A 25,677-nucleotide genomic window follows, 5' to 3' on the forward strand; every position below is an offset into this window, starting at 1 on the left:
CCTTTAAGGAGGTATCTTGTATGATGTTTGTCTATCCCGCTGTTTTTCATCAAGAAGATAACGCCTATTGGGTGGAGTTCCCCGACCTGCCCGGCTGCCAGAGCTTCGGCGACACCCTCCCCGAGACGATGGCTGAGGCCCAGGAAGCGTTAGCCGCTTATGTGCTCACTCTGCTGGAGCAGGGCAAACCGCTTGCACAACCTTCCGACATAGGAGCTATCACCCCGGAGGATGGATTTACCTCCCTAGTGGCCTGCACCATCGACCAGTACAAGGACACTCGGGCCGTGAAGAAGACTCTCACCATTCCCTCCTGGCTCAACGACCGGGCCACGGCGATGGGGGTCAATTTCTCCCAAGCTCTACAGGAAGCCCTTATCACAAAAATTCAGGCGTAAGCAAGAGCCGGGCAGCTACAAGCTGTCCGGCTTTCTATCTTCCTTCAAAAAAAGCAGCCACCGTCCCCGGCAGCAAGCCCCCGTCCCCGGTGTTCTCCTGGGCCAGCAGTTCATTGCGCATCTGCCGCAGGAGCCCCAGGTCAGCCCGGGTCAGGCTGCGGCTCCCAAGCTTGTAGCTCTGCCCGCCTACCAGGATAAGGGAATTGAAAAAGCTGCTTATGCGGCTGCAGCCACATAAATAGTATATTTTGTATTCCTTTAACTGGACTTCCGTGAGGAATGTGGCGACAGCTAACATTGAAAAAGTGGATATGCACAGAAGGAAAAGCGGAAAAGGGAGGTCGGACAAGAGAATACGTTTTGCCGCGGCTTTTGAATAGGACGTGATATCTTCAAATGTGATGTAATGCCCATTCTGTCTGGCATACTCCATCACCTGCTGCCTTTCTTGACTGCCGGAGCCGTCAGCAAAGATAATCAGAGAATTGGGCATACGGTGTGAAACCTTTGAGATTTCCGTAAAGTCATACATCCGCTGAAAAGCCCCCTCGGAGAGGTATATACCATTATGACTTCCTGAATCGAATAAGTCAAACCAAGAGATACCCTCATTGCCGGAGGTCACGCCGGAACCGAGTCCGAGACTATATGACGGCTCGGTGTCTTTGCCAATGACCACTGCCGTTATGGACTTTACCGGCCTGTCACGCAAATTGCGGACTTCCAACTCTATTTTGTCTCCAACGTGGACATCCTGAAAAAGGTACCCACTGACGACGACATTTTCGGAGCCGTCCGGGTTTTGGATATCTTCATCGGGCAGCCACCGCCCCTCATCTTCGCAACGCAAAAACTGGCGGGTTGCGAGCTCGCATATAGTAACATTTACTGCACTGTCCTGGAACACCGTATATGATCCCAAGGGATTGATAATCCTCTCTACGGCGGGAAAATCCTGGGCCAGCAAATCGTCATAATTTACTGTATCTTTATTCTGCTCTTTGTGTGTCGGCATATAATAGATGCCATCTTGCGTTAGCCCCATCTGTTCGGCGCGTCGGAAAGAGTACATATCGAAAGCATAGCACCCCATGAAATCCACCATATTAAAAATTGAGTAGGTCATAAAGCAGAAGAGGAAAAGAACCGAAATAGGGTTATGCCTGTAAAATTGAAATATAAGATGTAATCTCTTCATTCCATTCTCCTATGTATTATAATTGCGCTTCATCTGAGCGACAGTTGAACGGCAGCAAGTATACGCAAATGGAACAGCTGCACATACAGACAGCAGCAATGTTGTAAGCAGTACAAATGCGTAATCCCCTACTGAATACTCAATGTTATCCATAATGTTTATCTGAGAGAAGAATGACTGGTAAAAAATCATATGAATTGCAAGAGCTATCAGGAAAGCAGACACTGACAAAACAATCACCTCCCAAAGGAGAAGCTTCATAATAGTGATTTTTTTCGCTCCCAACAGAGCATATATAGTGAGCTCGTGCTGACTCTGGTCTATCATACATCTGAACAAAAACAGAAATGAGAACAGCGAGGTAACATAGAGCATGCTCACCTTAATAAAAGCAACAGAGTCTTCCTTTTTGTCCATGTCCTTTGCATTGTTTGGGGACAAAACAGCCGCGGCAGGAAATCGATTCTTCAAAATGGACTCCGCTTCTTTGACCTCTTTGTCCGAAAGAGGATCGAAGCATAGATATGAAATTGTATCTGCCTGAAAATTATCAGTGTAAGCATCTATGGGCACCACGAAAACCTCTGGGGATGAAGAATACCCTGCCACACTAAACTCAATACCATTAAACCGGATGCTTGTAAGATTTGAAAGTTCTTTTGGAACAATTATCAGGTTATCCGATAAACTGTTCTCCTCAAATATGGGACTGCCGGAAGAGACATTCTCGAAATTGTCACGATAAGCACATATCCTTGGCAGTACTTGATCCGGGAGGTTTTCCCTGTACTCAGGGGGGAGGTCCAGGCCAGTTGACACTTCAACTTCCTCAATTTTGAAATTATCAAGAACAGTAAGGTCGGATGCAGAAATATCTTCTTTTCTTTTCAATTGTAATTCAAATCCTCTGTATGCTTCGTTTAACGCATGGCCGCCGAGTTTTTGTGAAAAATTATTTCCATAGTAATAAATGAAAATTAAGCAGGAAAGTACGGATCCGATAATAAACAAGAAGCATAAAAGCGGATTTTTTGTTATATTTTTTCTCAATTCATAAAGAGACAACCGCATTATATTGATACACATACATCTCCCTTTAAATAGTTCAGTTATTATAACACTCTCAGCAACAATGTGAGGGGAAAGCACTCTAGCAAGTGGTTTTCCCCTGCACACCTCTAAATCGTTAATTTTGTAAACACATAAGGAAATATATATCTGCAGGTTTCCTACAGGCGGTATAGTTTCTGTCTGTAAAAATACCTTTTGGCAGATTGCGCAAAATATTAGCGCTCATACTTCCTATCGACACGCCAGTCAATGGTCACATTTGTGTAGCCAGAATGCATCACAGTATTAGCCTCTCCGTCGGCTTTTCCATTTGGATCACCGCTTTCGCCAGACACTGCTTTTACCGTAATATAACCTTTGGAGTCCTTGTTATACGATGCCTTCTGGTGCTGTTTACCGCTGAGTCCGAACCATTGCCTAGGTACGAACGCCGTATAAGCCTTGCCTTCAGCAGGACCCATACCTGCCTGAATTTTGGTTTGTGACCAAATCTTGTTCACGCCATAGTCAAATTGGTACTCCATATCCTGATGCGTACCAGAAATGGAGTATGGCTTACTGAGGTCACGCTTAAAAGTGTTGGTGCTGTCATAGGCCGAAGCAGACATGGCAAACACAGAGAGAACCATAATCGCTGCCAGCAAAATAGATAAAAACCTCTTAGCCTTCTTCATTTTGAATCCTCCTTGATTATATTGATGTCTCCGGTTTTTCACCTACTGCAGTAACCGCTACCTGCAAACTCTCTGGAGATGGAAACGTAGTCGATCAATCTACCTATCCGCAGGTTTGAACTTGATTGGCGTCGGCAATCCACCAATCGTATCATAAATGCTTGCCGTGCATTCATGAGCAGATATTTTACACATCCTAAATCCCTATCAATACGACAAAAGCCCAAATTGGAGTTTTGTAATGGGATTCATTATTGCTATTTTAGCATATCTTTCTAATTAAAACAAAAATCTGTCCAAGCCGTATCAAAGTTTGTCTAAAAAATCAGGAGCAGCACTCTGCTCCTGAAAAGATTTCATTTCGATAAACTTTCCCACCATTTAGACATATATGGTGAAAAAAGAAAAACTATGTTATACTGTCTTTAGTAAGAGAATTTCGAACCTCCTGGTAGTGAATCAAGGTTTCAAGTACGAACTTCTGCTCGGGTTCCGTCATTCGCTCCACAATCGAGACTATCTCCCGCACAATCAAGCTTTCTGAGGGTTGAACAGCATATGAAGGGAATAATTCCGTTATATTTGCGCTCAGTGCTTTGGATAAAGATTCGATATTCTTAGCAGTAGGATGCAGTACATCATTTTCCCATCTAGAAATGCAAGATAGAGATACCCCGCACCGCTCCGCAAGCTGCTCCTGCGTAAGGTTCCTTATTTTTCTCAATTCGCGAATCTTTCTGCCTATTGAATCCATATGCTGCCCTCCTTTCAGTACTATTCTACCAAAAAGGAGCCAAAAACTCCATTGTACAAACGCCTATTCACTTTACAAATGCGCAAGTTTCTTCTATAATAGTGTTATCTGCCTAAATAAGGAGGAATTTGCATAAATGACAATGAAAAGCAATTTAACCGAATTTGTAACCAAATGTATAGCTCTCAGAAATAGCAGCGCCCTGCCAATAGGAACGTCAGAGCTGCTCCGATTGTTACTATCTTGCGATTACGATTTGTATGAAACACTTTATCACTTCTCACGAATCAAAGAATATACGCAAGACGATTTGGCGGCACTTCTTTCTGTTGTTCCGCCCTCACAGCCATTACATGATCTATCCCTGAACTCGATACATGCGATGATTCCCCGATGGACCGCGACTAAGTACCACACAGCCCCTATACAGGAAGTCCTGGAGGATATTAGGGCAAAGATTCTTTCCCACCTTATTGGGGTACATGTATATCATAGCAATCTGAACCCCCGGAACCCAAAATCTCCTGATTACCCATATATGCTGCTGATCTCCAAAGAACAGAGCGTCTTTCTGGACATCAACCGCAGGCGTTCATTCAAGTACACATACACAGATTCCAAATCAGACCAAGGAGGAAATTGCAAATGTATCATGTAGCAATTTGTGACGACGAGATTGTATTTATTGACAAAATCAGCGAGCTTCTACAACAGTACGCCAAAAGGAAAAAACTGATTTTTCAGTTCCATACTTTTACGGACCCCTCCTCATTGCAGGACGAAATCACGGACGGTTCAGTTTTTGACATCTACTTACTGGACGTGGAAATGCCGGGCATAGACGGTTTTTCCCTTGCCAAGCGAATCAAGGGCTCTCAACCCCTCGCCCCGATTTTGTTCCTGACCTCTCATGTTGAAATGTCAAGAGAAGGGTACAAAGTCGATGCTCTGAGATATGTGTCGAAGCTCAGTCTGAAGGATGAACTGACAGAGGCTCTGGATGCGGCATTGGACGAGACTGAAAAATCAGAAAAAAAGTATCTTACCGTTACATACTACCATGATATCGTCCGAGTTCCATATGATGAAATTTTATACGTTCAAAGAGCTATGCGCTATCTGGAAATTCACACCTCCCGCCAGGGAATAATCAATACCGGACGCGGGATAAAAGAGGTTTTCGAGAAAGTAAGTGATGAACGGTTCGTATTTATAAGCCGTAGCTGTTTTGTCAATCTGGATCATGTTCAGCAGCTTTCGGAATCTTTCATAAAAATGGACTCCGATGAAAATCTCCCAATTAGCCGGAAAATGCTGCCGGGGGTAAAATCGACTATCCTTCAAGTATGGGGTGAAAAGCCATGACGAGAGTATACGGACTTGTTGAAATTGCAGCAACTACTATTGAAGGGGTAATTATGCTGTGTACTGTTACTCATATATCATGTGAACGATATTTAGGGCGAAGACACAAGTTACTAATTTTTCTTTTTGCTTTCATATATACCGTAGTAATCACAGTCTTGAACTTACTCTCTACTTTTTCGTTTGTTACACTTGGTATTGCGGTCACACTTATTGTGCTATCAACCTATTTCACCTCAAAGGGCTCTCTACTGCTTCGCTCTACAGCGGCAGTGATTAGCATTCTCGTTGTGAGTGCAGTTGATTATATTTGCTTATTTATCTTTTGCATGATAACTGAATCCCCTATTACTGACACAAACTCTTTCCTGGCGCTGATAAATCCCAGTCCAATGCGATGCCTATACTTAGCTGTAAATAAGGGGATTTGTATACTTCTATTAGTGCTTTTCTGGCGTTTTATGCCCGAACTTCAAAAACTCCACCGCAAGCAAAGAGTCGTGCTTCTTTGTACAAGTATTTCTGTATTTGCCGTCTTGAATATATTGATAGCACTAATTATGAGCCAGTCCATACTGGCTATGCAGAACGCCATCATGTTTTCCTGCTTTTTTTCGTGTTTGTGTGTATTTGCAGTAATTGCTCTGCTGCTTATCAATGACAACTACCAGGAAGAAAAACAGAAGGCAGAGCTTCTACGCAGCACAAATCAGCTGATTGCGCTGAACTACCAGGAGCTATACGCTAATAGAAAGGAAATCGCACGGAGGATTCACGACTTCAACCATCACATCAAGGCCCTGGAAGTTTTAGCCAGCCAGGAACATGCGGATTAAACCGCCCAATATACCCACTCTCTTCTAAAGACATCTTATGCGGAAAAGCATTTCTGCATAAGCGGGAACAACATTATCGATGCGGTTATAAACTGCAAGGCTGCTGAAGCAGAGACTCTGTCAATTCCTTTCCAGTATTCCGTGGAGCTACCCCATCCAATCGAAATTGACCAAGTTGATATTTGCGCAATTTTGTCCAATCAAATTGACAACGCTTTCGAGGCCAGCCAGCAGTTGTCTGATACCACTAAAAGAAATGTCAGTGTTAAGATATGGGTCAAGAATGACAGCACCCTCTTTTTCCGAGTAGAAAACTATGTGGATGCTGACCCGCTCATATCTAACCCCAATTTACAAACCACCAAAGCGGACTCCCAAGAGCTCCATGGACTTGGCCTGCAAAACATAGCAGATACAGCAAAGAAATATGGTGGCGCTCTCCGAAGTTCTTACCAAGACCACTACTTTGTTTCAACTGCCTTCGTGTGCCTTAACCCTTTTTAGACAAACTTCGATACCTCTTAGACAAAAATCCGTTTTTAATTCCTTTTCTGCTATAATAATCGCATGAAAGGGAGGGGCTCGTTATGCTAAACGCTTGCGCTACCGCATTAACAGACAGGCTTTTATCCAAGTTTCCAACAGCTCAGGCTCATGGGGCGGTTTACATTTACGGATTTGAACTGTCTCTTTCGTCCTTGGCAGTAATGGGGTCCGTGTTTATTTTGTCGTGTTTATGCGGAGCGGTGAATACTTCCATCACCTTTAGCCTTATATTTGTCAGTATCAGACTTTTTTCTGGAGGCTACCACGCGAAAACATATGGACATTGTTTCATTCTCAGTAATGGAGTGTACCTGGCTTGTTTGGGCACGGCGCATATGATTGAAACACTCGGGGTTACCTTTGTTTGCCCAGTCATGATACTTCTTTCTATGGTAGTTGTTTTTGCGTTAGCTCCTATAAAGAATAATAACCATCTGATATCTGATGCGTCATATCAAAAAAACAGAAATATCGCTTTGATATTCACAACGTGTGAGGGGCTATATTTATTGGTGGCTTACTTCTTCTCATTTATGCTACAGATAGTCTGTATGGGCTCGACCACAATGACGGCTGTAGCCGTATTGATGATAGTCCCTAAAATAAAGGAAAGGAGAAATAAGTATGAATAGTGTATGGGCAGCAATCGCCTCTATTATTGAGGCATTTGCGAACTTGGGTGCTGGGCTCACTTCCAATGGGTGTGGCTATGAGCCCGAAGTCCCCGAAGAGCTCCAGAAGTAAGCTCAACAGAAATGGTCAGTCAGGAGACACACCTGACTGGCTTTTCTTTTGAGATGAATCCATATGTATTATAGCACCGCCTCTTTCGCTGCAAAAATCTTTTCTGCCAGCATAGAGGTATGCCCAAAAATAGTTTGCCGTGAAAAGAGATATGATTTTTTCATATCTCTTTTATTTTTTTGCCCATTTGGACTCATAAGAGTATCAACTGATGCTTTTAAGCAAGTTCATTGGCCCTTTGGCCCACGTTCACCACCTCCGGGATTTGATTTTCGACAAATTCAAATCCTGGAGGAATAGAAATGAACGAACAGAAAAAATGGTACATAACTGTTGGCAATGAAAGAATTGAGGTGTCGGAGGAAGTCTACCGCGCCTATTGGCACTATACCGAGAAAGAGAAATACTTTATGGGCAAGCTCAAGCAGGAGAAGTTTGTCGCCAACCAGGAAAATGAAACGGTACAAGTCACTCCCAGCAAAGAAGATTCTCTGGAGCGGTTGACAGAGTGTGGGCTTCAGTTTCCTGACACATCAGCTCCTTCTCCTGATGATAAGGTCGATGATATTGAACTACTCATTTTGCTGGATAAAGCACTTGACAAACTGCCGGATGAAGAACGTCGGCTGGTTCAAGAACTGTTTTACCTGGAAAAAACAGAAAGGGAAGTGGCCCAGCTATTCCATACTGCGGTAGGCACGATTTATTATCGCAAGAAAAAGGTGTTGAGGAAGCTGAAAGAATATCTCGAAAAAAACTCATGATTTCTTTGAAAAAACTCTGCCTTTGTTCCTAAAGACTATGGAGGGGTATCAACACTTTTCCGTTATTGGACCTTGAAATATTCATAGCAGCACCCAAACACCGCCCCACTGCACCACAGTCCAGCCGCCAAGACTGCCTGCGGTAACATCCAGTTACCGCAAAAAGATAACCTCAAAGGCACGAGCGCCCCCTGGCTGTTGACCGGCCCCGGCACTGTCCGAAGCGTAGTGGAGCACCCGCAAATCCCGTACCGCAGGGTCAAAGGGGGATATAAATGTATCGCGCATCGTGCCAACGATGGTTTTCGTGCTGCACCCTATATCATGGGAGAACATAACAGAGAGGATGAGCGCCTATGCTTGTATCCATTAACAAAATTAAAGTTAATCCCGGCAGACGGGAGGTTGAGAGCAAGGAGATAAATGACCTTGCAAAGAGCATTTCAGAAATTGGACTGCTCAACCCCATAACCGTCGCTCCTGACCATACCCTGATTGCCGGTCTCCACCGGCTGGAAGCCGCAAAGGTGCTGGGGTGGACGGAAATTGAATGTACCGTCAGTGACTTATCCGGCCTATTAGCTGAGTTGGCTGAGATCGACGAGAACTTTGTGCGCGTGAACCTATCGCCCATTGAGTTTGGCGACCTGCTGCTCCGACGCAAAGAGATTTATGAGGAACTGCACCCGGAAACTAAGGCTACAAAAGAAGGAGGGCCTTTCCGTGGAAATCAGCACGGCAACGAGGTCACGTGCAAAATGCCTGTGACCTCAAAATCATTTGTTCAAGATACCGCAGAAAAGTTAGGCGTAAACGAAAGTACGGTCCGCAGGCAAGTCCAGACTGCTAAAAATCTAACGCCAGAGGCTAAAGATATCATCCGAAACTCTGGAACTGACATTACAAAAGCGGACGCTCTCAAGCTCTCCCGCCTGGAGCCGCCCCAGCAGGAAGAAGCCGCCACTCAGCTTGCGGCAGGTGAAATCCGTTCTGTGGACGAGTACAAAAAACCCTACTCCTTGGGCGGCAAACGCTACGCCACTTTCGAGGAATCCGTTGCCGACCTCAAAAACCCCAACAAGGACGCAACGTATACTGCTGATACTCTCCTGGCAGGCATGGACGGTTTCATCGACGACTTTCATCACAATTTCTCCTGGTACAGTACGCCCATGTGTACCGTGGCCTATCCACAGGTGAACCGGGAGCAGCTAGAGTACATCAAGAAACGCTTTGCGGGAGTTGTCACAGAGATTGAGAAGCTCTTGCAAGACATAGAAGTGTGATTAACATCAATAACGCCTTCTTCCAAATCAACATCACACCATCTTAGTCCAGTTACTTCGCCAACTCGTAATCCCGTACCGACCATTACCGCAAATATCGGATACCAGTTTTGTGCTTTTGGCGTGTTCTTCAGATAGTCAAGAAACAAATCCTGCTCAGGTCGTGTTAATGCCCTGCGTTTTTCCGTCTTGAAAACATGGGATTTTTTCAGCTCTCTCAATACATTGTCAGGCGGATTGTTACGAATGTAATCATCATCAACCGCCATATCCAAAATCTGATGAAGCACGGTATGGATACTGTCAATCGTAGAAGCCTTTAATCCTCTTTTGTCGGCAAGATAATTATAGTACCGCTTAACATCAGATTTTTTCAGAGTTGAAATACGCTGTTTTCCGATATTTGGACGAACAAAAGTCTCATACATATATTTATAATTTTCAAAGGTATTGTTTTTCAATCCTCGTTTCAAAACTTTCCACAAATCAAAAAGTTCATTTACCGTAGTATAGCGGGCTTCGGTCTTAATGCCATCGCTTTTATCTTTTGCAATCTGTTCTTCCTTTGCACGAAGATCGTCTAAGTTCCTCGCATAGACATAACGCCTCTTTTTGTTTGCGTCCATCCACGAGTATTGGTAAGTACCGTTGCTTCTTTGTAATTCTCCGGTACGAAGAACTACTCTTGATTTATCCTTTCTCTTTTCCTTAGCCATAAGTCACCCTCCTAAATATGCTTTTTACCCTTGATATAGGTATCTAATTTCTCCCGGACAATAAATACCTGATTCCCCAGCGGTATTACAAACGGGCATTGTGGATTGAATTTTGATCCCTCCCTTTGTAGTTATGGCTTTATCATAGCCGGGTTTCTTACAATACACAACCAACTTTTTCGTGCTTTTACGCAACTTGAAGTTGCAATCTCCCTTTTTGATGCTGAAATAAGTGCCAGCATCAAATCCCCCTAAGTATAAATCAATTCCGCCATAATGACTTCTTCCACCTGAGCCTTGCAGCTATTCATCCGACCTACCCATTCCATTTGATTTTCAGCCTTTAACCGCTCCGTTATGCCCTGCCGCTGGGCGTAATCTTTTACCAACTGAAAGAACATTTCCTCGGCCTGCCGGTCAATGTCGGCAAGGTAATCATGCAGCCCACCGCCCATCCAGAGGGCCGTGTAAAGGGCCTTGCGGTGCTGCCTGATGTACCGCAGGTGCCGCTGGCCCCATACCCCTACCGGCTTTTCTTCAGCCGGTAGAGCAAGGCAGGGGAACCGGTAATCGCCCCGCATTTCATATGTACCGCCCATTTGCTCAAAAAGAGATTTTTCCATCATGATACCCCCATCATCGTATTTTCACGGTCTTTGCGCTGACTGTCTTTACCAGCAATTCATCCACGCAGTTGGTGTAGCGGCCCTGGGCAATCAGTTTGTTGCGGAACTCATTCAAATAGAACACCAGCCGCCGCCACTCCGCATCATCAAGATACAAGTAATGCTTTTTCATCGTCCGCCCCCCTCTTTCGGGAGGGATGTTTCAGCACCCTTGCCCTGAAACACCGCTCCCCTATGTAACCGCCGAAGCGGTAACAGATACGGATGGTCTGCTCCACTCCGTCATCTGTCGCCGCCCGGTCACAAACCTCAATGCGCTCCACCAAAAGATTGAGGTTTTCGGCGGTCAATTCCTGGATACCGGCGTACTCCGCCATCAGGTCAGCCCACTGTATCGCGTTCTGCCGGGTGTCCCTGACCTCCTGCATGGCCCGCTCCAGCGCGTCGATCTGCTCCAGAAGCTGGGCCTGCTCTGCCTGATACTTGTCTACCAGCCGGGTAAAGTTGTCATTGGAGATACGCCCGGACAGGGAATCCTCATACAGCCGGTCAAACATCCGGGTCACTTCATCATAGCGTTTCCGGGCCTGCTTCAGCTTGCCCTCGCTGCTTTTCGCCCTGCTGCCCTCCGCTTTGTCGTTCATCCTGATTGCCAGGGCAACGGCCTTGTCCCTGTCCTCATAGGCAAGCTGGGCGTGGTACTGGATGTCGGCCAAAACCGCGTCGTACAAATCATCATAGAAAATGCGGTGGTCGGTACACGCTTTCGTGTTATGGGCATAGGTGGTACAGACGTAAACCCTGTGTCGCTTTCCCGTCCAGTAGCGCAGCCCCAGCGCCTTCCCGCACGTCCCGCACTTCACCAGCCCGGAAAAAATAGATACAAAATTATCCGTCGTATCGCGCCTGCGGCTCAGAATTTTGGCGTTGGCCCCATCAAATACCTCTTGTGACACTAACGGCTCATGGGTGTTTTCTACCCGTATCTGCTCTGCTTCTGGAACCTTTTTGAATTTTCCAACCTTAAACACGATTTCTGTTTTACACATCACAGTGTGTCCGAGATAAAGAGGATTGCTAATGATATTGCGGATAACTGTATGCGACCACTCATATTTGTTGGCCGGTCTTTCAAATCGTTTCTGATACTGTTTCTCCCCTCGTTGATGGAGCCACCAGGAGGGACAGGGCACTTGCTCCTGACGGAATAACGTGGCGATTTTGTTCGGCCCCATACCGGCATTGGCATACTCGAATATCCGCTTCACGATCCATGATGATGCCATGATGGAAACCGCTGACAGCATCCGGCAGTATGGCGTTCTGGTCCCGGCGATTGCCAGACCCGACCCCAGCGGCGGCTATGAGCTGGTAGCCGGACACAGGCGGCATAGGGCCAGCGAACTGGCAGAGAAAGAAACCATGCCAGTCATTGTCCGGGATTTGGACGATGATGCTGCCACGATTATCATGGTTGACAGCAACTTGCAAAGGGAAAGCCTTCTCCCCAGCGAGAGGGCTTTTGCCTACAAGATGAAATTGGATGCCATGAAACGGCAGGCAGGTCGGCCCTCTAAAAGTTCCGCCCAACTTGGGCGGAATTTTGAAGGTAAGTAATCCAGAGAAATTTTAGCGGAACAGGTTGGGCAAAGCCGGAACCAGATTTCGCGCTACATTCGTCTGACCGAGTTAATCCCCGAACTGCTGAACATGGTGGACGAAAAGAAAATTGCCCTGAACCCAGCCTATGAGCTGTCCTTTCTCAAAAAAGAAGAACAGACACAGCTTTTGGACGCGATGGACAGCGAACAGGCTAAACTGTTACTCATAATCAAACCTCAACCTCCTTTGCAATTACATTGTATTGGAAATCAAAGAAAACTTGTAGTTTGCGACCGGATACACCGTACAACGCAAAAAAGACCTTGAAAGGTATTATCCTCTCAAGGTCTTAATCTTAGAAATTATGCGATTTTTCAGCCTCTGCACACTTTCCTGCACCAAATGATGTAAATTTGATGTAGATGTGTACTGATGGGGCGTATCCCGGCATTAAAGTACATCCCGTTTTACCGGGGAAACGATACATCTTAATAGAGCTTTGCGCCTGCCGGAATGTGGTTGTCTACCATCAGAAGATGGAGTTTTTCTGCACCTTCCTCCTTGTGAACAGCGCTTATCAGCATACCGCAGGAATCAATACCCATCATCGGTCTTGGCGGAAGATTGGTGATAGCGATACAAGTCTTGCCGACCAATTCTTCCGGCTCGTAATACTCGTGAATACCGCTTAAAATCGTCCTGTTTTCGCCTGTGCCATCGTCTAATGTAAACTTTAAGAGTTTCTTTGACTTCGGTACGGCTTCACATTCAAGCACCTTTACGACTCTGAAATCCGATTTAGAGAAAGTCTCAAAATCAACGAAATCCTTGAATAGAGGCTCAATCTCTACCTTAGAAAAATCAATCTTCTCCGGCTCTGTGTTTACATCATTTGCAACCGCCTGAACAGCCTTGTGGCTTACATCATTTTTCTTATTTACACCATCTAAGGTCTTCATTGTCGGGAACAACAGCACATCCCTAATAGAAGCCGCACCCGTAAGCAGCATTACAAGCCTGTCCACGCCCATGCCCATGCCGCCCGTGGGCGGCAGACCATACTCCAGGGCGGTGAGGAAATCCTCATCTACATCGCAGGCTTCGTCGTCGCCGGCGGCCTTCTGGGCGGCCTGGGCTTCAAAGCGCTGGCGCTGGTCCATGGGGTCATTTAGCTCGCTGAAGGCGTTGGCGTACTCGCGGCCGCAGATGAACAGCTCGAAGCGCTGGGTGTACTCGGGGTTCTCCGGGTCTTTCTTGGCAAGGGGCGAGATGTCCACCGGGTGACCGGTCAGGAAGGTGGGCTGCACCAGCTTTTCCTCGCAGTATTTCTCGAAAAAGAGGTTCAGTATCTCGCCCTTCTTGTGCCGCTGCTCGTATTCTATATGGTGCTGGTCCGCAAGCTTCCGGGCCTCCTCGAGGCTCTCCACCTTAGTGAAGTCCACCCCGGCGTACTGCTTTACGGCCTCTGACATACTTATTCTTGCGAAAGGCTTGTCCAGGTCAATCTCCACGCCGTCGCGCTCCACCCTGCCGGTGCCCAGCACCTTGTGGGCAACAAAGCGGATAAGCCCCTCGGTCTGGTCCATCATGCCGTTTATGTCGGTGTAAGCCTGATAGAACTCCAGCATGGTGTACTCCGGGTTGTGAAAGGTGTCCATACCCTCGTTGCGGAATACCCGGTCCATCTCGTACACCCGGTCAAAGCCGCCCACTATCAGCCGCTTCAGGTGCAGCTCCAGGGCTATGCGCAGGTACATTTCCATGTTCAGGGTATTGTGGTGTGTGATGAAGGGCCGCGCCGCCGCGCCGCCCGCCTGGGTGTGCAGCACAGGGGTTTCCACCTCAAGAAAATCCTGGCCGTCCAGGTATTCCCTGATGGCGCTGATTATCCTTGAGCGCTTTACGAATACCTCCCGCACCTCCGGGTTCATGATAAGGTCCAGGTAGCGCTGGCGGTACCTGGCATCGGTGTTTGTCAGACCGTGGTACTTCTCCGGCAGGGGCAGCAGCGCCTTTGAGAGTATGGTAAGCTCAAGGGCTTTCACCGATATCTCTCCCCGCTGGGTGCGGAAAACCTCACCCTTGACGCCCACGACGTCTCCGATGTCAAGAGAGGCCTGCAGGGCCTTATAGCTCTCCTCCCCCATCACGTCTATCTTTGCGTATATCTGCACACGCCCGGAGCTGTCCTGGAGGTCCATAAAGGCCACCTTGCCCATGCCCCTACGGCTCATTATGCGCCCGGCGACACGCACCTCCTTGCCCTCTACCTCCTCGAACCTCTCCAGTATCTCCTGGGCCTTTATGTCCACGTCAAAGCGTGTGTGCAGATATGGGTCGCTGCCCTGTTTCTGCATATTTTCAAGCTTATCTCTGCGTATCTTTAATATCTCACTCAGCTCCTGGGGCTGTGCCTTTTCCGCCATTCTTCCCTCTCCCTTTTATCTAAAAGTATCTTTCTGCATATAGTCAGCTGATAGAGTTCACCACATATGTCGCCATGCCCGCGGGGGCCTCTACCACTACGGTCTGATTCACCACGGCCCCGATAAGGGCTTGGCCCACAGCGGATTCGTCGGATATCTTTCCGTTCCTGGGGTCGGCCTCGTTGGAGCCCACTATGCGCAGGGTGCGCTCGCTCTGCCTGCCGCTTGGGGAGGTAACGCTCACCTCGACGGTGGAACCGATATGCACGGTCTCGTTACCCAGGGCCTCCTCGTCTATTACCACGGCGTTTTTCAGCATCATCTCAACGTCCGCGATGCGGGCCTCCACCACGGCCTGGTCGTTTTTGGCTTCGTCATATTCGCTGTTCTCGGACAGGTCCCCGAAGGACAGGGCTACTTTTATCTTTTCAGAGACCTCCTTGCGCCGCACCATTATCAGATAGTCGCGCTCTTTCTCCAGGTCCTTTAATCCTTCTTTAGTAACAAAAAACTGCTTCTCAGCCATGCTCACATTTTCCTTTCCGTAGCGGCTATGCCGTTGTCATCCATATATTATACCCCCTGTGAGCCCTTTTGTCAAGGGAAAAGGCCGGGCTTATTGCCCGGCCTTTCCCCTCATATCTCAGTATCAGGTGTAGCAGAAATAAATGGTGGTCCCCAATATGCTGTCGTAGTAGCTGGTATAAACCCCGCTGCCGGATATCACCCCGTTCTGGCCGGTGACATTGTCCGGGCAGGTGCTGCCGTTTTCCAGCACGTATCTGGCGTTCTCTATGGATTTCTTCGTCGGGGTATAGTGAATCATGCCGTTATACACCGGTCCATACTGCCCGGGCTGGTATATGACCTCTCGGATGGTGTTGGGGAAATGCTTGCTTTTCACCCGGTTGAGCACCACGCTGCCCACCATCCTCTGGACCCAGTCAGGTATCCAGTCGCAGCCCGCCTCGGCGTTGATTATCCTGGCCAGCAGGTCCAGGTCCTCCTCGGTGTAGCTGGGCTTTGGCTTTTTGGCCGCCTCAATAGCCGCCAAAATTTCCTTTGCCGTGGTATAGTCGGTAAAGTAGCTGGTCTTCTGATAGGGCAGCTTTTTGTCGTCGATCTTCATGTTGCGCTGCTGCTCGTAAATAGCGCCCACCTGCATGGCGTAGGTGCCGCCATTCTTCAGGGCCCGGAGCATCAGGGTCATATAGTCCGCCTTCGGATCATAGCCGGTCACCTCAATGTAGCTATTGAGACCCGAGCCTTTTGCCGACACGCCGGTACCCATTATGGGTAAAACCGTCAGAGCAATCGCCAGCACCGCCGCCAGAAGTCTTTTCTTCATATGAGCACAATCCTTTCGTTAGGGGACAAGGGCTCGTCCCCATATATTTCGGTCTGGTTACAATTCCCATTCTATGCCTTTGCAGGATAATTTATGCAAAAGCTTTACTAAGAATTTCCAGTATCCCAGGCCGATGGCTCATATTGTACCACTGGCTAGCGTGATATTATGTCGATTACTCTGCGTACTCCATATCTTTCGGGGCCCAGTCTTTCAGCACCTCCAGCATATCTTTAGCCACTTCCCTGGCCCCCGGGAGGTCGTGCTCAAGATAATTGCCGCACTCCTGCCGCTTGCTGCCGGGTATAACACCGTCGAAGGTGGAGATGAATTTGAAGGACTCCTGCACCAGCTTTATTGCCTGCTCCTTACTCACGCTGTCCCGAAGGAGCAGGTAGAAGCCGGTGCGGCAGCCCATGGGCCCTACGTATATAACGCTGTCCGAGAGCTCCGTGTTCCTGGCATAGGTGGCAAACAGGTGCTCAAAGGTGTGCAGCTGTCCGTTATTCAGATAGTCGCCCATATTGGGCTTCTTCATACGGATATCATAGGTGATAACGTCTCCGTCGACCCGGGAGACGTACATTCCCTTCTCCAGTTTGTCGTGGTTTACTGTAAAGCTTGCTATAGTTTTCATTCTTACTGCCTTTCTATACTAAAAGATTATTGAGCGTTTAGTGCGTCGATAAGCTGCTGCAAACCTGCCGCAACCTCCGGCGCGCCGCCAGCGAACATTATAATACCGCGCAGCGGCATATACTGCATCATTGCCTGCATGGCCTCCGCCCCCATGGGGTTCGCGTCAGACTCCTCCGCCTCCTGCATGGGGTTCATGGCCTGCATCATCTGGCCCACCATCTGGGCGCCCTTGGGGTCGGCCATGATGTCGCCGATGGTGCTGTTGAAGCTATAGGTCCTCTTTATCTGCTGGGTACTCTCCACCTCCACCTTGGCGCAAAGCTGTATATCACGGCTGGACCTGCCTATCATGACGGTAAAGCTGCCAGTCTCCACATGCCAGTCGTTTATATCCACGTTATAGTAGGCAAAGGCCCGCTTGTCAAGGGTGAAGGCGACGGTCTTCTCCTGGCCGGGGGCCAGCTCCACCTTATCAAAGCCCTTGAGCTCCTTTACGGGGCGTATGGCTGTGCTCTGGTCATCGGATACGTAGAGCTGTACTATCTCCTTACCGGCGCGGTCCCCCACGTTCTTCACCTTTACAGTGACAGTCAGGGTGTCGGTGTCCTTCATACTGGTCTTGTCCAAGGTCAGATCGCTGTACTCGTACTGGGTGTAGCTCAAGCCGTGGCCGAAGGGGAACAGCACCGGCATATCTTTTTTGTCATAGTAGCGGTAGCCCACGAAGATGCCTTCTCTATACTCGGTGCGGTCTCCCTCGCCCAGGTAGTAGAGGTACGAGGGGTTGTCTTCAAGCCTCAGTGGGAAGGTCTCGGCCAGCTTGCCGCAGGGGTTGGCGCGGCCATAGAGCAGGTCCACCACGGCGGGGCCCACGGACTCGCCGCCAAGATAGGCATAGAGCACGCCGCGCACCTCGTCTATCCAGGGCATCTCGATGGCGCTGCCGCACTCCACCACCACAACGGTGTTGGGCTGGGCCTTTACCACCTCCCGCAGCAGCTTCTCCTGGCAGGCGGGTATCTTCATGTCGGCCCGGTCGAAGCCCTCGCTCTCCATGGCGTCGGTGATGCCGATAAAGACAACCGCCGCCTGGGCCTCCCGGGCGGTCTTTACAGCCTGGGAGATGAGCTCGTCGTCGGGCTCCTGGGTCTTGGTGTCATAGCCCTGGGCGTAGGTAACGCCGTACTCCTTTGCGGCTTCCACGGAGCCGGAAACCTTGTAGCTGTTCACATGGGAGCTGCCGCCGCCCTGGAACCTTGGTTCACTGGCAAACTTGCCGATGAACGCCACCTTGTCCTCTTTCTTCAGTGGCAGTATGCCGTCGTTCTTCAGCAGTACCATAGATTCTGCCGCCATCTGCCTGGCCTTCTCGTGATGGCCCTCATAGTCGAATTTCGTATCAGGCTTGCGGTTCTCTATGTACTTGAACACAAAGGCAAGTATGCGCTCCACGGCAGCGTCCAGGTCACTTTCCTTCATCTCTCCGGCCTTTACCGCCGCTATGAGCTTTTTGGTGTTTCCGTTGCCGGGGCCGGGCATCTCCAGGTCCATGCCTGCGGGCACGCCCTTTACCCGGTCGTTTACGGCTCCCCAGTCGCTCATCACAGCGCCCTCAAATCCCCACTCATCCCGGAGTATCTCTGTTAATAGCCTGTGGCTCTCAGACGCATACTCACCGTTTAGCCTATTATAGGAGCACATGACAGTCCAGGGCTTTGCCTGCTTCACCGACTTCTCAAAGGCGGGCAGGTATATCTCCCGGAGGGTGCGCTCGTCCACCTGGCTGGAGCTCGTCATACGGCGGTGCTCCTGGGAGTTTGCCGCGAAATGCTTTAGGCTTGTGCCCACGTTCTTGCTCTGCACGCCGCTTATATAGGCCGCGGAGAGCTCTCCGGCCAGATACGGGTCCTCGGAAAAATATTCGAAGTTGCGCCCGCATAAGGGGCTGCGCTTGATGTTCACCGCCGGGCCCAGCAGCACCGCCACGTCCTCGGCCTGGCACTCGTCGCCCAAGTATTCGCCGGACTCGCGAAGAAGCTCCCGGTCAAAGGAGCAGGCCACGCAGGAGCCGGTGGGATAACTTATGGCCTTGACAGAGGCGTTCAGTCCCAGATGGTCGGTCTCCCCCGCCTGCTTGCGCAGGCCGCAGGGGCCGTCTGTAACCATTACCGAGGGGATCCCCAGGCGCTCGAGACCCTCCACGTGCCAGAAGTCCGCGCCGGAGCAGAATTTGGCCTTCTCCTCCAGAGTCATTTGCGTTATCAGTTGTTTGATGTCCATTACTAAAATGCACCCCTTTCTGTTAAATATTTCGGGCAATATTATTTTACCACAGAAGGCAGCAAATGTCTACAATATATTGGAGGCGCGGGGAGTTTTTTCTTATCCAAGGCCACTCTCTATCTCCTGCTTAAATAGTATTTCCAGAACTCCGCCCCATCGTTTGGGGCTGTTTCTGAATTCTCCCGCTCCTTAAGAAAGTCCCTGCTGATATCCGACAACTTTTTCAGATACTCCACATGACCGCCTCTCTCTATGGCCGCCAAAATATAGTCTGGGATATTGCTTCCGTCTTCTATCTTGAACACTATATCCTTCAGGTCCATAAACTTAGCAAATATATCGTCCTCCTCCGCGCAGCGCTCAAGCCCGCGCTCGCCGGCGTAATTCTGAAATTCAAAGCATGTGTGCGCCACATATTCCTGAAGCCACCTCAGGTCTGCCTCGTCAATGCTGCCGCCCTCCGCAATCCGGGCAACCTTCTCGCAGACGCCCTCAAATGAGCGCACGACCTGCATTGTCTCAAAGCTGTCACGCCTGCACGCTTCGATGTACTTGACATACTGTGTTCCAAGGAAAACATTTGCCGCCAGACTTAGGGCCAACATTACCGCTCCAACACTTCCGATAACCTTAAACCTTTTCAAAGCCCATACCTCCTACTGATTTATCATATCCTCCATGGCCTTCAGCAACTGGTCCACGTCCTCTGTCTCCCACCGGCTGTAGGGGCCCGCGGAGGGCTTCTCCATTTCCCGGCGCATTTCCCACATCAGAGCCCCGGCCTCCTCGCCGTTTTGCACCGCCTGGGCATAGCGGCTGATGCTCCCGGGGTCTGAAAGACTCTGGCCAAGCTTGCCGTATACAGCCCTATAGGCCTCCTGCAGACGGTTCACCCAGCGCCGGCCGGCTGAAAGCTGCCGCACCGCATCACTGGCGGCCTCCTTTGTGGATATGTCCATAGCGTCCAACTTTAACGCCCGTGCCGCCAGACTGAGCCCGGCCAGGGTGCGCCTGGGGGGCTTTCCCCCGCCGGACTCCCTCCTGCCCTCTACCGCTGTGACCCGGCCGCCCCTTATCATTATAGAGGCGGTCCGGCCCTTTCCGTGGCCGCTGTCCCGGCCTATGCCCGGGCTTGCCGCGCCGCCCCTGGCGGTCAGGGCGCCGTCCGGCTGGCCGGTGGCCCGGGTCTGGTCTATATATAGAGAGGTGCCGTCCCCAAGGGAGATGCCGGCGCAGCCCGCGCCGCTCTCAAACAGGCTCTCGGTGCCGCGTTTTAAGAGCAAGGTCACCCTGTTGCCGCTCCCCAAGCTGCACGCCCGGCCGGAGGGCACACGGCAGGTCACGCCGTCAAGGGTCAGCTCCACCGCGCCTATGCCGTCCGCAAGGGCCAGCCGCCCACTGAAGGGCCGGTCCACCGCGTCCGTGCCGGCGCCCCCCTTAAGGCCGGTGACCTTGCCGGTAAGCACCCGCAGGGTGCGGCTGTCCTCCTCGTAGCGCCAGTCAACGTCCTCCTCTCCGCCGGTGACGGTGAAGGGGTTGGGGAACATGGAGATGGGTATAAATTTTCTCTGCATACGGCTCCACTGTAGGTACACGTACCGGGTCTGCAGTTCCTCGGACCTTCCCCGGCCCTCAAGTGCGATAAGGTGGGCCGGGTAGCCCTGGGAGGGATCGCCCTTTAGGAGCCATAGCCGGGCAAGGTCCGGCTGCGCGCTCCTTAAAAGCATCATCTGCGCGTGGCGGCCGTCTATTGTCATGCCCTCGAGGGAGCTCCACCCAGGAAACATACTTTTCCACATCAGGTCGTAGGGCTCAAGCTCCTCCCCAAGGGCGTTGAACACATGGCTCTCCCTGGGGACCTGGAGCATTACCGCGCCCTCTATTACCACGCGGACGGGCAGCTCCGCCGCCTGCCGCTCCAATATGAACGCCCCCTCCTTTAGGCGCAGAACATTATCAGGCCCGCCCTTTATGTCCCCGAGGCGGGTGAGTCCGCTCCCCGCCAAAGTGAGCGTGGCCTTTTCCTTAAAGCTGAGCTCATGCAGTTCTGTTTCGCCCTTGGTATAAAGCTGGGTCTTGGCATTATCCACCGTTACTCGGGCGGCGTTTGCATTGCGTATCTCTACCTGGCCCTGCCCGCGAAGCTCCAGCGCCGAGGTTTGCTCCCCATGGCCGCGAAGGATAACCTTCTCGTCTCCGCTCACAGTGACAGCGTTTGACTCAGCGTCATATGCCACGCCGGTAAGCTCCCGGCCCTCCGCCGTAAATCCGCCCATATCCTGGGACTGCGAGGCTTGCTGGGCAGCCGGATCTTGAGTCTCCCCAGTGGCTTCTCCGCTGCTGCCCAGCTCCGGGAGCATACCCACCGCCGCGTCCAGCGCGGCCAACAGGGTCATGAGCAGGTCCGTCTCCCCCATGCCCCCGCCGGAGAGCAGGTCCATAAGGTCAGGCATGGAGAAGCCCCCGGAAAACAGCAGGTTCGAGAAGAAGGCCTCCATTCCCGGAGCCATGCCGTCTAAAAACTGTTGCTGGAAATCCTCCAGGCTATCAAAAAGGCCGTTGGTAAGCTCCGAAACCGCCTCGTCCGGGGCCAGACCGTTCTGCATAGCCTCCAGCAGCCGCAGGAGCCCCTGGGCGGCCATCTCCGGATCCAGCTTATCCGTGCCGCCTCCGGCTATCACCGCGCCCAGGTACACCGCCGCCAGATACCCCGCCCCCGGGTCCTCCAGGGGCAGCTTCGCAAGGGCCGCCATTATCTCGCTGCCGCCGGCGCTTTTGTCCAGCCCCAGGGCCGCCAGCAGCTGGTCCGGGTCCGGGGAGTCCGCCATGGCCAGCAGCAGCCATGCGGGCAGCTGGCTTATCGGGCTTTGGGCGGCGCTATCTGAAAGGGGCAGCCCCGCTGTACCGCCAAGGAGGCGCATGAGCTCCTGCCTGAGTTTCGACAGCTCCTCCCCCAGGACCTCCCGGTCCGGCGCGCCCTCCGCCGCGGCCTCTCGGGCCAGGCTCTCCATTCGGTCAACGCCGTCCTTTATCTCTCTCAAGACGGCCTCATTGGCCCGAAGGGTCTGGCGTGCCGCCAGCATTTTTGCTTCGGCCTGACCCACCGGCTGCTTCAAATCTATTGACGCGGCCTCTCCCGCCGCAGCCTGCTTTGCCTGGACGCCACCCTCCTGCTTTTCGGCCTTCTGCTGGTATCTGGCTATATCCCTTATCTGTTCCCTGCTGACGCTGTTGACCCCCTCCATGGCGACGGCCCTCCGTTTCCTATATATTGTTTAGTATATAAATAATATCGTCTCCCAGGCGAAAAAAATAAGGGGGCCGGAAAACTCCGGCTCCCTTATGGTCTGTATTATAAGTTAACGCAGTTCAAAAGAGGTAAATACCTCTTTTGAATCAGGCGGCATAACCGCCAAGCTTGAAAATCAGTATTTACCGATTTTCAAGTGCGTTTACTATATCAGCTCTACGCGTTCTCAACGGCCTCGCGCAGGGCCTCTGTGCGGTTGGTCTGCTCCCAGGTCACGCCCAGGTCCTCGCGGCCCATATGGCCGTAGGCGGCGAGCTTCTTATAAATAGGACGGCGCAGGTCCAGCTCCTTGATGATAGCAGTGGGCCGAAGGTCAAAGACCTTCTGCACGGCCTCGGAGAGGGCCTCGTCACTGACGGAGCCGGTGCCGAAGGTGTCCACCATCACGGACACCGGACGGGCAACGCCGATGGCGTAGGCCAGCTCCACCTCTGCCCTCTTGGCAAGGCCCGTGGCAACGATATTCTTCGCCACCCAGCGGGCGGCATATGCGGCGGAGCGGTCCACCTTGGTGGGGTCCTTGCCGGAGAAGCAGCCGCCGCCGTGACGGCCATAGCCGCCGTAGGTGTCCACGATTATCTTGCGCCCGGTAAGTCCGCTGTCGCCCACAGGGCCGCCCACTACAAAGCGGCCGGTGGGGTTAATGTATATCTTGGTCTCCTTGTCCACCAGCTCGGAGGGGATAACCGGCTTTATCACGTACTTTATCATGTCCTTCTTCAGCTTATCCAGCTTCACGTCCGGGTCGTGCTGGGTGGAGACCACTATGGCCTCGATGCGCTTGACAGCGCCGTCCTCTCCGTACTCCACGGTCACCTGGGTCTTGCCATCGGGGCGCAGATATTTAAGGGTGCCGTCTTTACGCACCTGGGCAAGCTGCCTTGCCAGCTTATGGGAGAAGGAGATGGCGGCGGGCATGAGCTCCGGGGTCTCGTCACAGGCATAGCCGAACATCATGCCCTGGTCCCCCGCGCCGATAAGGCTGTTCTCGTCGGTCTCGCCATTCTTGGCCTCCTGAGACTCGTTGACGCCCATGGCAATATCCGGTGACTGGGAGTCAATGGAGGTGAGCACGCCGCAGGTGTTGCCGTCAAAGCCGCACTCGGGGTTGTCATAGCCTATCTCCTTAATTACCTCCCGGGCTATGCCGGCAATGTCTACATAGCAGTTTGTGGATATCTCCCCCATCACATGGACCACGCCGGTGGTGGCAGTGGTCTCGCAGGCCACGTGGGCATTGGGGTCCTGACTGATGATGGCGTCCAGCACAGCGTCGGAAATCTGGTCGCAGACCTTGTCGGGATGGCCCTCGGTGACGGATTCAGAGGTGAACAGTTTCATTATTATTTCCCCTTTCAGTATTTGTCAGGATAAACCCTTTGGGCAAATAAAATAGGACTCTCGAAAGCGAGGGTCCTTATTACGCCTCATCTTTCGGAGAGTTACAAAGGTAACTCTTGATTCCGCAGGAATTAGCACCTTGCAGCTTTCACGCTACAGGTTGCCGGGCATCACAGGGCCTGTCCCTCCGCCGCTCTTGATAAGGATTTATTCTGTTTTCTGCGATATACTATATCACGGTTTTCTGCGTTTGTCAATAGTCTTGTGGGTATTTTGCGGCCGGGGAGCTTAAATTTTTTTCATGCCCTATTCCTCAAGTATGTACGCCGTGCCGTACTCCGCAGAAGCAGGAATAGTATTTCTCTGCGACGCTCTCTATGTCATGGCCTGTCATCTTACTTTTTCTCCTCCTCTCTCCTGCGGCGTTTCCACTCCTCTATCTGCCTGAGTCGCTCCCCGAACCGCGCCTCATTTCCCTGATCGGTGGGGACGTAGTACCTGCGGTCCTTTAAGGAGTCCGGCAGGCACTGCATGGTGGTCAGCTTATCTGCATAATCATGGGCGTACTGATAGCCCTTGCCATAGTCCAGGTCCTTCATAAGCCGGGTGGGCGCGTTGCGGATAATAAGCGGCACGGGCTCCGCCAGCATTTTCTGCGCGTCGGCGGCCGCAGCCATGTATGCGGCCTCCGCAGCGTTGGACTTGGGGGCCAGGGACATATAGATCACCGCGTGGGTAAGGTTCACATTGCACTCGGGCATACCGATAAAGTGGCTGGCCTGATACGCCGCCACGGCTATCTCCAGGGCCCGGCTGTCCGCCAGGCCAATGTCCTCGCTGGCAAAGCGCACAAGTCTCCGGGCCACGTAGAGGGGGTCCTCCCCGGCCTCCAGCATACGCGCCAGCCAGTACACCGCTGCCTGGGGGTCGCTGTTGCGCATGGACTTGTGCAGGGCCGAGATAAGGTTATAGTGCTCTTCGCCGTTCTTATCATATAGCAGCGACTTCTTGTTTATGCACTGCTCCAATATCTCCTGTGTGACGGTTATCTTGCCGTCCTGCCGCTGGGCGTTGAGGACCACCATCTCCAGTGTTCCCAGAGCAGTGCGGGCGTCACCGTTGGCAAAACCCGCTATCATCCCCAGCATATCCTCGCTTATCTGCACATTTTGCCCGCCGAAGCCCCTGGGGTCGGTGAGAGTCCTGGTCATAAGGGCAACCAGGTCCTCGATACTCAGGGCCTGCAAAACGAACACCTTGCACCTTGAGAGAAGGGCCGAGTTCACCTCAAAGGAGGGGTTCTCGGTAGTGGCCCCGATAAGCACGATGCTGCCCTTCTCCACAAAGGGCAGGAAAGCGTCCTGCTGGGCTTTGTTAAAGCGGTGTATCTCGTCCACAAAGAGAATAGTCCGCTCGCCCAGCAGCCTGGTACGGTCTGCCTCGTTCATGACCTCTTTTATCTCCTTGATGCCGCTGGTGACCGCACTGAAATTTATGAAATTAGACTGGGTGCGCCGGGCGATTATTCTGGCAAGGGTGGTCTTCCCCACCCCCGGCGGGCCCCAAAACACCATTGACGGCACCCTGTCCCTGTCGATAAGCTGGCGCAGCACCTTGCCCTCACCCAAAAGGTGCCGCTGGCCCGCAAACTCCTCCAGGTTTCTGGGACGCATTCGGGTGGCCAGCGGAGTATCCGCCGGGTCCGCTTCAAAAAAAGTGGTCTGCTGGTCCATATGCAAATGCCTTTCTA

Annotated in this window: 27 protein-coding genes, 1 pseudogene and 1 riboswitch; of the genes and pseudogenes, 10 read left to right on the top strand and 18 right to left on the bottom strand. The window is 51.4% G+C overall.

The window, feature by feature from the left end; genetic code table 11:
* Nucleotides 1-20 precede the first annotated feature (20 nt).
* Nucleotides 21-398 carry a type II toxin-antitoxin system HicB family antitoxin gene (locus ADH66_RS11185; RefSeq protein WP_066540844.1) on the top strand — a complete coding sequence of 126 codons (378 nt, stop codon included), beginning with the start codon at nt 21-23 and terminating at the stop codon, nt 396-398.
* 34 nt (nt 399-432) lie between these two features.
* Here ADH66_RS11185 and ADH66_RS21495 read toward each other — a convergent pair whose 3' ends face one another.
* The 4 genes from ADH66_RS21495 to ADH66_RS11205 all read right to left on the bottom strand — a co-directional run bounded on the left by ADH66_RS21495 (nt 433) and on the right by ADH66_RS11205 (nt 4,095).
* Nucleotides 433-1,524 carry a hypothetical protein gene (locus ADH66_RS21495; protein ID WP_330397534.1) on the bottom strand — a complete coding sequence of 364 codons (1,092 nt, stop codon included), beginning with the start codon at nt 1,522-1,524 and terminating at the stop codon, nt 433-435.
* An 81-nt stretch (nt 1,525-1,605) separates the two neighbouring features.
* On the bottom strand, nt 1,606-2,607 hold the full coding sequence (locus ADH66_RS11195; protein ID WP_207652982.1) for an FtsX-like permease family protein: 1,002 nt from the start codon (nt 2,605-2,607) through the stop codon (nt 1,606-1,608).
* A gap of 275 nt (nt 2,608-2,882) precedes the next feature.
* Entirely contained in the window at nt 2,883-3,341 is a 459-nt protein-coding gene (locus ADH66_RS11200; RefSeq protein WP_066540838.1) for a hypothetical protein, read from the bottom strand.
* A 409-nt stretch (nt 3,342-3,750) separates the two neighbouring features.
* On the bottom strand, nt 3,751-4,095 hold the full coding sequence (locus tag ADH66_RS11205; RefSeq protein ID WP_066540836.1) for a helix-turn-helix domain-containing protein: 345 nt from the start codon (nt 4,093-4,095) through the stop codon (nt 3,751-3,753).
* Between the two features lie 136 nt (nt 4,096-4,231).
* On the opposite strand from ADH66_RS11205, the gene ADH66_RS11210 reads away from it, so the two are divergent.
* The 7 genes from ADH66_RS11210 to ADH66_RS11240 all read left to right on the top strand — a co-directional run bounded on the left by ADH66_RS11210 (nt 4,232) and on the right by ADH66_RS11240 (nt 8,350).
* Nucleotides 4,232-4,753, top strand: a complete 522-nt coding sequence (locus ADH66_RS11210) for a hypothetical protein (RefSeq protein WP_066540834.1) — start codon at nt 4,232-4,234, stop codon at nt 4,751-4,753.
* Nucleotides 4,741-5,460 carry a LytR/AlgR family response regulator transcription factor gene (locus ADH66_RS11215; protein WP_066540832.1) on the top strand — a complete coding sequence of 240 codons (720 nt, stop codon included), beginning with the start codon at nt 4,741-4,743 and terminating at the stop codon, nt 5,458-5,460. Before ADH66_RS11210 ends, ADH66_RS11215 begins: the two co-directional genes overlap by 13 nt.
* A 620-nt stretch (nt 5,461-6,080) precedes the next feature.
* Complete coding sequence (locus tag ADH66_RS20665) at nt 6,081-6,296, top strand: hypothetical protein (protein ID WP_207652983.1); 216 nt, start codon at nt 6,081-6,083, stop codon at nt 6,294-6,296.
* 141 nt (nt 6,297-6,437) lie between these two features.
* Entirely contained in the window at nt 6,438-6,800 is a 363-nt protein-coding gene (locus tag ADH66_RS11225) for a GHKL domain-containing protein (protein WP_066540827.1), read from the top strand.
* Nucleotides 6,801-6,883: 83 nt separating this feature from the next.
* Nucleotides 6,884-7,474, top strand: coding sequence for an accessory gene regulator B family protein (locus ADH66_RS21790; RefSeq protein WP_066540825.1), 591 nt, complete (start codon nt 6,884-6,886; stop codon nt 7,472-7,474).
* Nucleotides 7,467-7,586 carry a cyclic lactone autoinducer peptide gene (locus ADH66_RS21795; protein ID WP_084384525.1) on the top strand — a complete coding sequence of 40 codons (120 nt, stop codon included), beginning with the start codon at nt 7,467-7,469 and terminating at the stop codon, nt 7,584-7,586. The genes ADH66_RS21790 and ADH66_RS21795 overlap by 8 nt, the downstream gene beginning before the upstream one ends.
* Nucleotides 7,587-7,888: 302 nt before the next feature.
* Entirely contained in the window at nt 7,889-8,350 is a 462-nt protein-coding gene (locus ADH66_RS11240) for an RNA polymerase sigma factor (protein ID WP_066540823.1), read from the top strand.
* Between the two features lie 153 nt (nt 8,351-8,503).
* On the opposite strand, the gene ADH66_RS21330 is transcribed toward ADH66_RS11240, so the two are convergent.
* Nucleotides 8,504-8,638, bottom strand: coding sequence for a hypothetical protein (locus ADH66_RS21330; RefSeq protein ID WP_257789513.1), 135 nt, complete (start codon nt 8,636-8,638; stop codon nt 8,504-8,506).
* A gap of 68 nt (nt 8,639-8,706) precedes the next feature.
* Between ADH66_RS21330 and ADH66_RS11245 the strand changes: the two genes are divergently transcribed.
* Entirely contained in the window at nt 8,707-9,636 is a 930-nt protein-coding gene (locus ADH66_RS11245) for a ParB/RepB/Spo0J family partition protein (protein WP_066540820.1), read from the top strand.
* On the opposite strand, the gene ADH66_RS11250 is transcribed toward ADH66_RS11245, so the two are convergent.
* From ADH66_RS11250 to ADH66_RS11260, 4 genes are all read right to left on the bottom strand, one after another.
* Nucleotides 9,537-10,352: an integrase DNA-binding domain-containing protein gene (locus tag ADH66_RS11250; RefSeq protein ID WP_066540818.1), complete on the bottom strand. Its 816-nt coding sequence runs from the start codon at nt 10,350-10,352 to the stop codon at nt 9,537-9,539. The two genes, ADH66_RS11245 and ADH66_RS11250, sit on opposite strands and share 100 nt — an antisense overlap.
* Before the next feature lie 251 nt (nt 10,353-10,603).
* Nucleotides 10,604-10,975, bottom strand: coding sequence for a TnpV protein (locus tag ADH66_RS11255; protein ID WP_066540816.1), 372 nt, complete (start codon nt 10,973-10,975; stop codon nt 10,604-10,606).
* 13 nt (nt 10,976-10,988) lie between these two features.
* Nucleotides 10,989-11,150 (bottom strand): hypothetical protein, encoded by a 162-nt coding sequence (locus tag ADH66_RS20440; RefSeq protein WP_169714847.1) that lies wholly within the window; start codon nt 11,148-11,150, stop codon nt 10,989-10,991.
* Nucleotides 11,125-12,285 carry a recombinase family protein gene (locus ADH66_RS11260; protein WP_330397536.1) on the bottom strand — a complete coding sequence of 387 codons (1,161 nt, stop codon included), beginning with the start codon at nt 12,283-12,285 and terminating at the stop codon, nt 11,125-11,127. Before ADH66_RS11260 ends, ADH66_RS20440 begins: the two co-directional genes overlap by 26 nt.
* On the opposite strand from ADH66_RS11260, the pseudogene ADH66_RS11265 reads away from it, so the two are divergent.
* A pseudogene (locus tag ADH66_RS11265) lies at nt 12,197-12,793 on the top strand (ParB/RepB/Spo0J family partition protein); the annotation flags it as partial. The gene ADH66_RS11260 and the pseudogene ADH66_RS11265 sit on opposite strands and share 89 nt — an antisense overlap.
* 275 nt (nt 12,794-13,068) lie before the next feature.
* Here ADH66_RS11265 and lysS read toward each other — a convergent pair.
* The 9 genes from lysS to ADH66_RS11310 form a co-directional block, all read right to left on the bottom strand.
* A complete protein-coding gene (gene lysS / locus ADH66_RS11270; protein ID WP_066540814.1) occupies nt 13,069-15,006 on the bottom strand; it encodes a lysine--tRNA ligase in 1,938 nt (645 codons plus the stop codon).
* A 43-nt stretch (nt 15,007-15,049) separates the two neighbouring features.
* Nucleotides 15,050-15,532, bottom strand: coding sequence for a transcription elongation factor GreA (greA, locus tag ADH66_RS11275; protein ID WP_066540812.1), 483 nt, complete (start codon nt 15,530-15,532; stop codon nt 15,050-15,052).
* A gap of 123 nt (nt 15,533-15,655) precedes the next feature.
* Entirely contained in the window at nt 15,656-16,354 is a 699-nt protein-coding gene (locus tag ADH66_RS11280; protein WP_066540809.1) for a cell wall hydrolase, read from the bottom strand.
* 175 nt (nt 16,355-16,529) lie between these two features.
* Nucleotides 16,530-16,991: an S-ribosylhomocysteine lyase gene (locus tag ADH66_RS11285; RefSeq protein ID WP_066540802.1), complete on the bottom strand. Its 462-nt coding sequence runs from the start codon at nt 16,989-16,991 to the stop codon at nt 16,530-16,532.
* A 26-nt stretch (nt 16,992-17,017) separates the two neighbouring features.
* Nucleotides 17,018-19,273 carry a glycoside hydrolase family 3 C-terminal domain-containing protein gene (locus tag ADH66_RS11290; protein ID WP_066540799.1) on the bottom strand — a complete coding sequence of 752 codons (2,256 nt, stop codon included), beginning with the start codon at nt 19,271-19,273 and terminating at the stop codon, nt 17,018-17,020.
* Nucleotides 19,274-19,392: 119 nt separating this feature from the next.
* On the bottom strand, nt 19,393-19,920 hold the full coding sequence (locus ADH66_RS11295; protein WP_066540796.1) for a hypothetical protein: 528 nt from the start codon (nt 19,918-19,920) through the stop codon (nt 19,393-19,395).
* Between the two features lie 12 nt (nt 19,921-19,932).
* Nucleotides 19,933-22,521 carry a hypothetical protein gene (locus ADH66_RS11300; RefSeq protein ID WP_066540793.1) on the bottom strand — a complete coding sequence of 863 codons (2,589 nt, stop codon included), beginning with the start codon at nt 22,519-22,521 and terminating at the stop codon, nt 19,933-19,935.
* 221 nt (nt 22,522-22,742) lie between these two features.
* Nucleotides 22,743-23,933, bottom strand: a complete 1,191-nt coding sequence (gene metK / locus ADH66_RS11305; RefSeq protein WP_217959728.1) for a methionine adenosyltransferase — start codon at nt 23,931-23,933, stop codon at nt 22,743-22,745.
* A gap of 77 nt (nt 23,934-24,010) precedes the next feature.
* Nucleotides 24,011-24,133, bottom strand: a riboswitch (SAM riboswitch).
* Nucleotides 24,134-24,322: 189 nt separating this feature from the next.
* On the bottom strand, nt 24,323-25,660 hold the full coding sequence (locus tag ADH66_RS11310; protein WP_066540789.1) for a replication-associated recombination protein A: 1,338 nt from the start codon (nt 25,658-25,660) through the stop codon (nt 24,323-24,325).
* Nucleotides 25,661-25,677 lie beyond the last annotated feature (17 nt).

The sequence above is a fragment of the Acutalibacter muris genome (assembly GCF_002201475.1).
In the GTDB taxonomy this organism is placed as follows: Bacteria; Bacillota; Clostridia; order Oscillospirales; family Acutalibacteraceae; genus Acutalibacter; species Acutalibacter muris.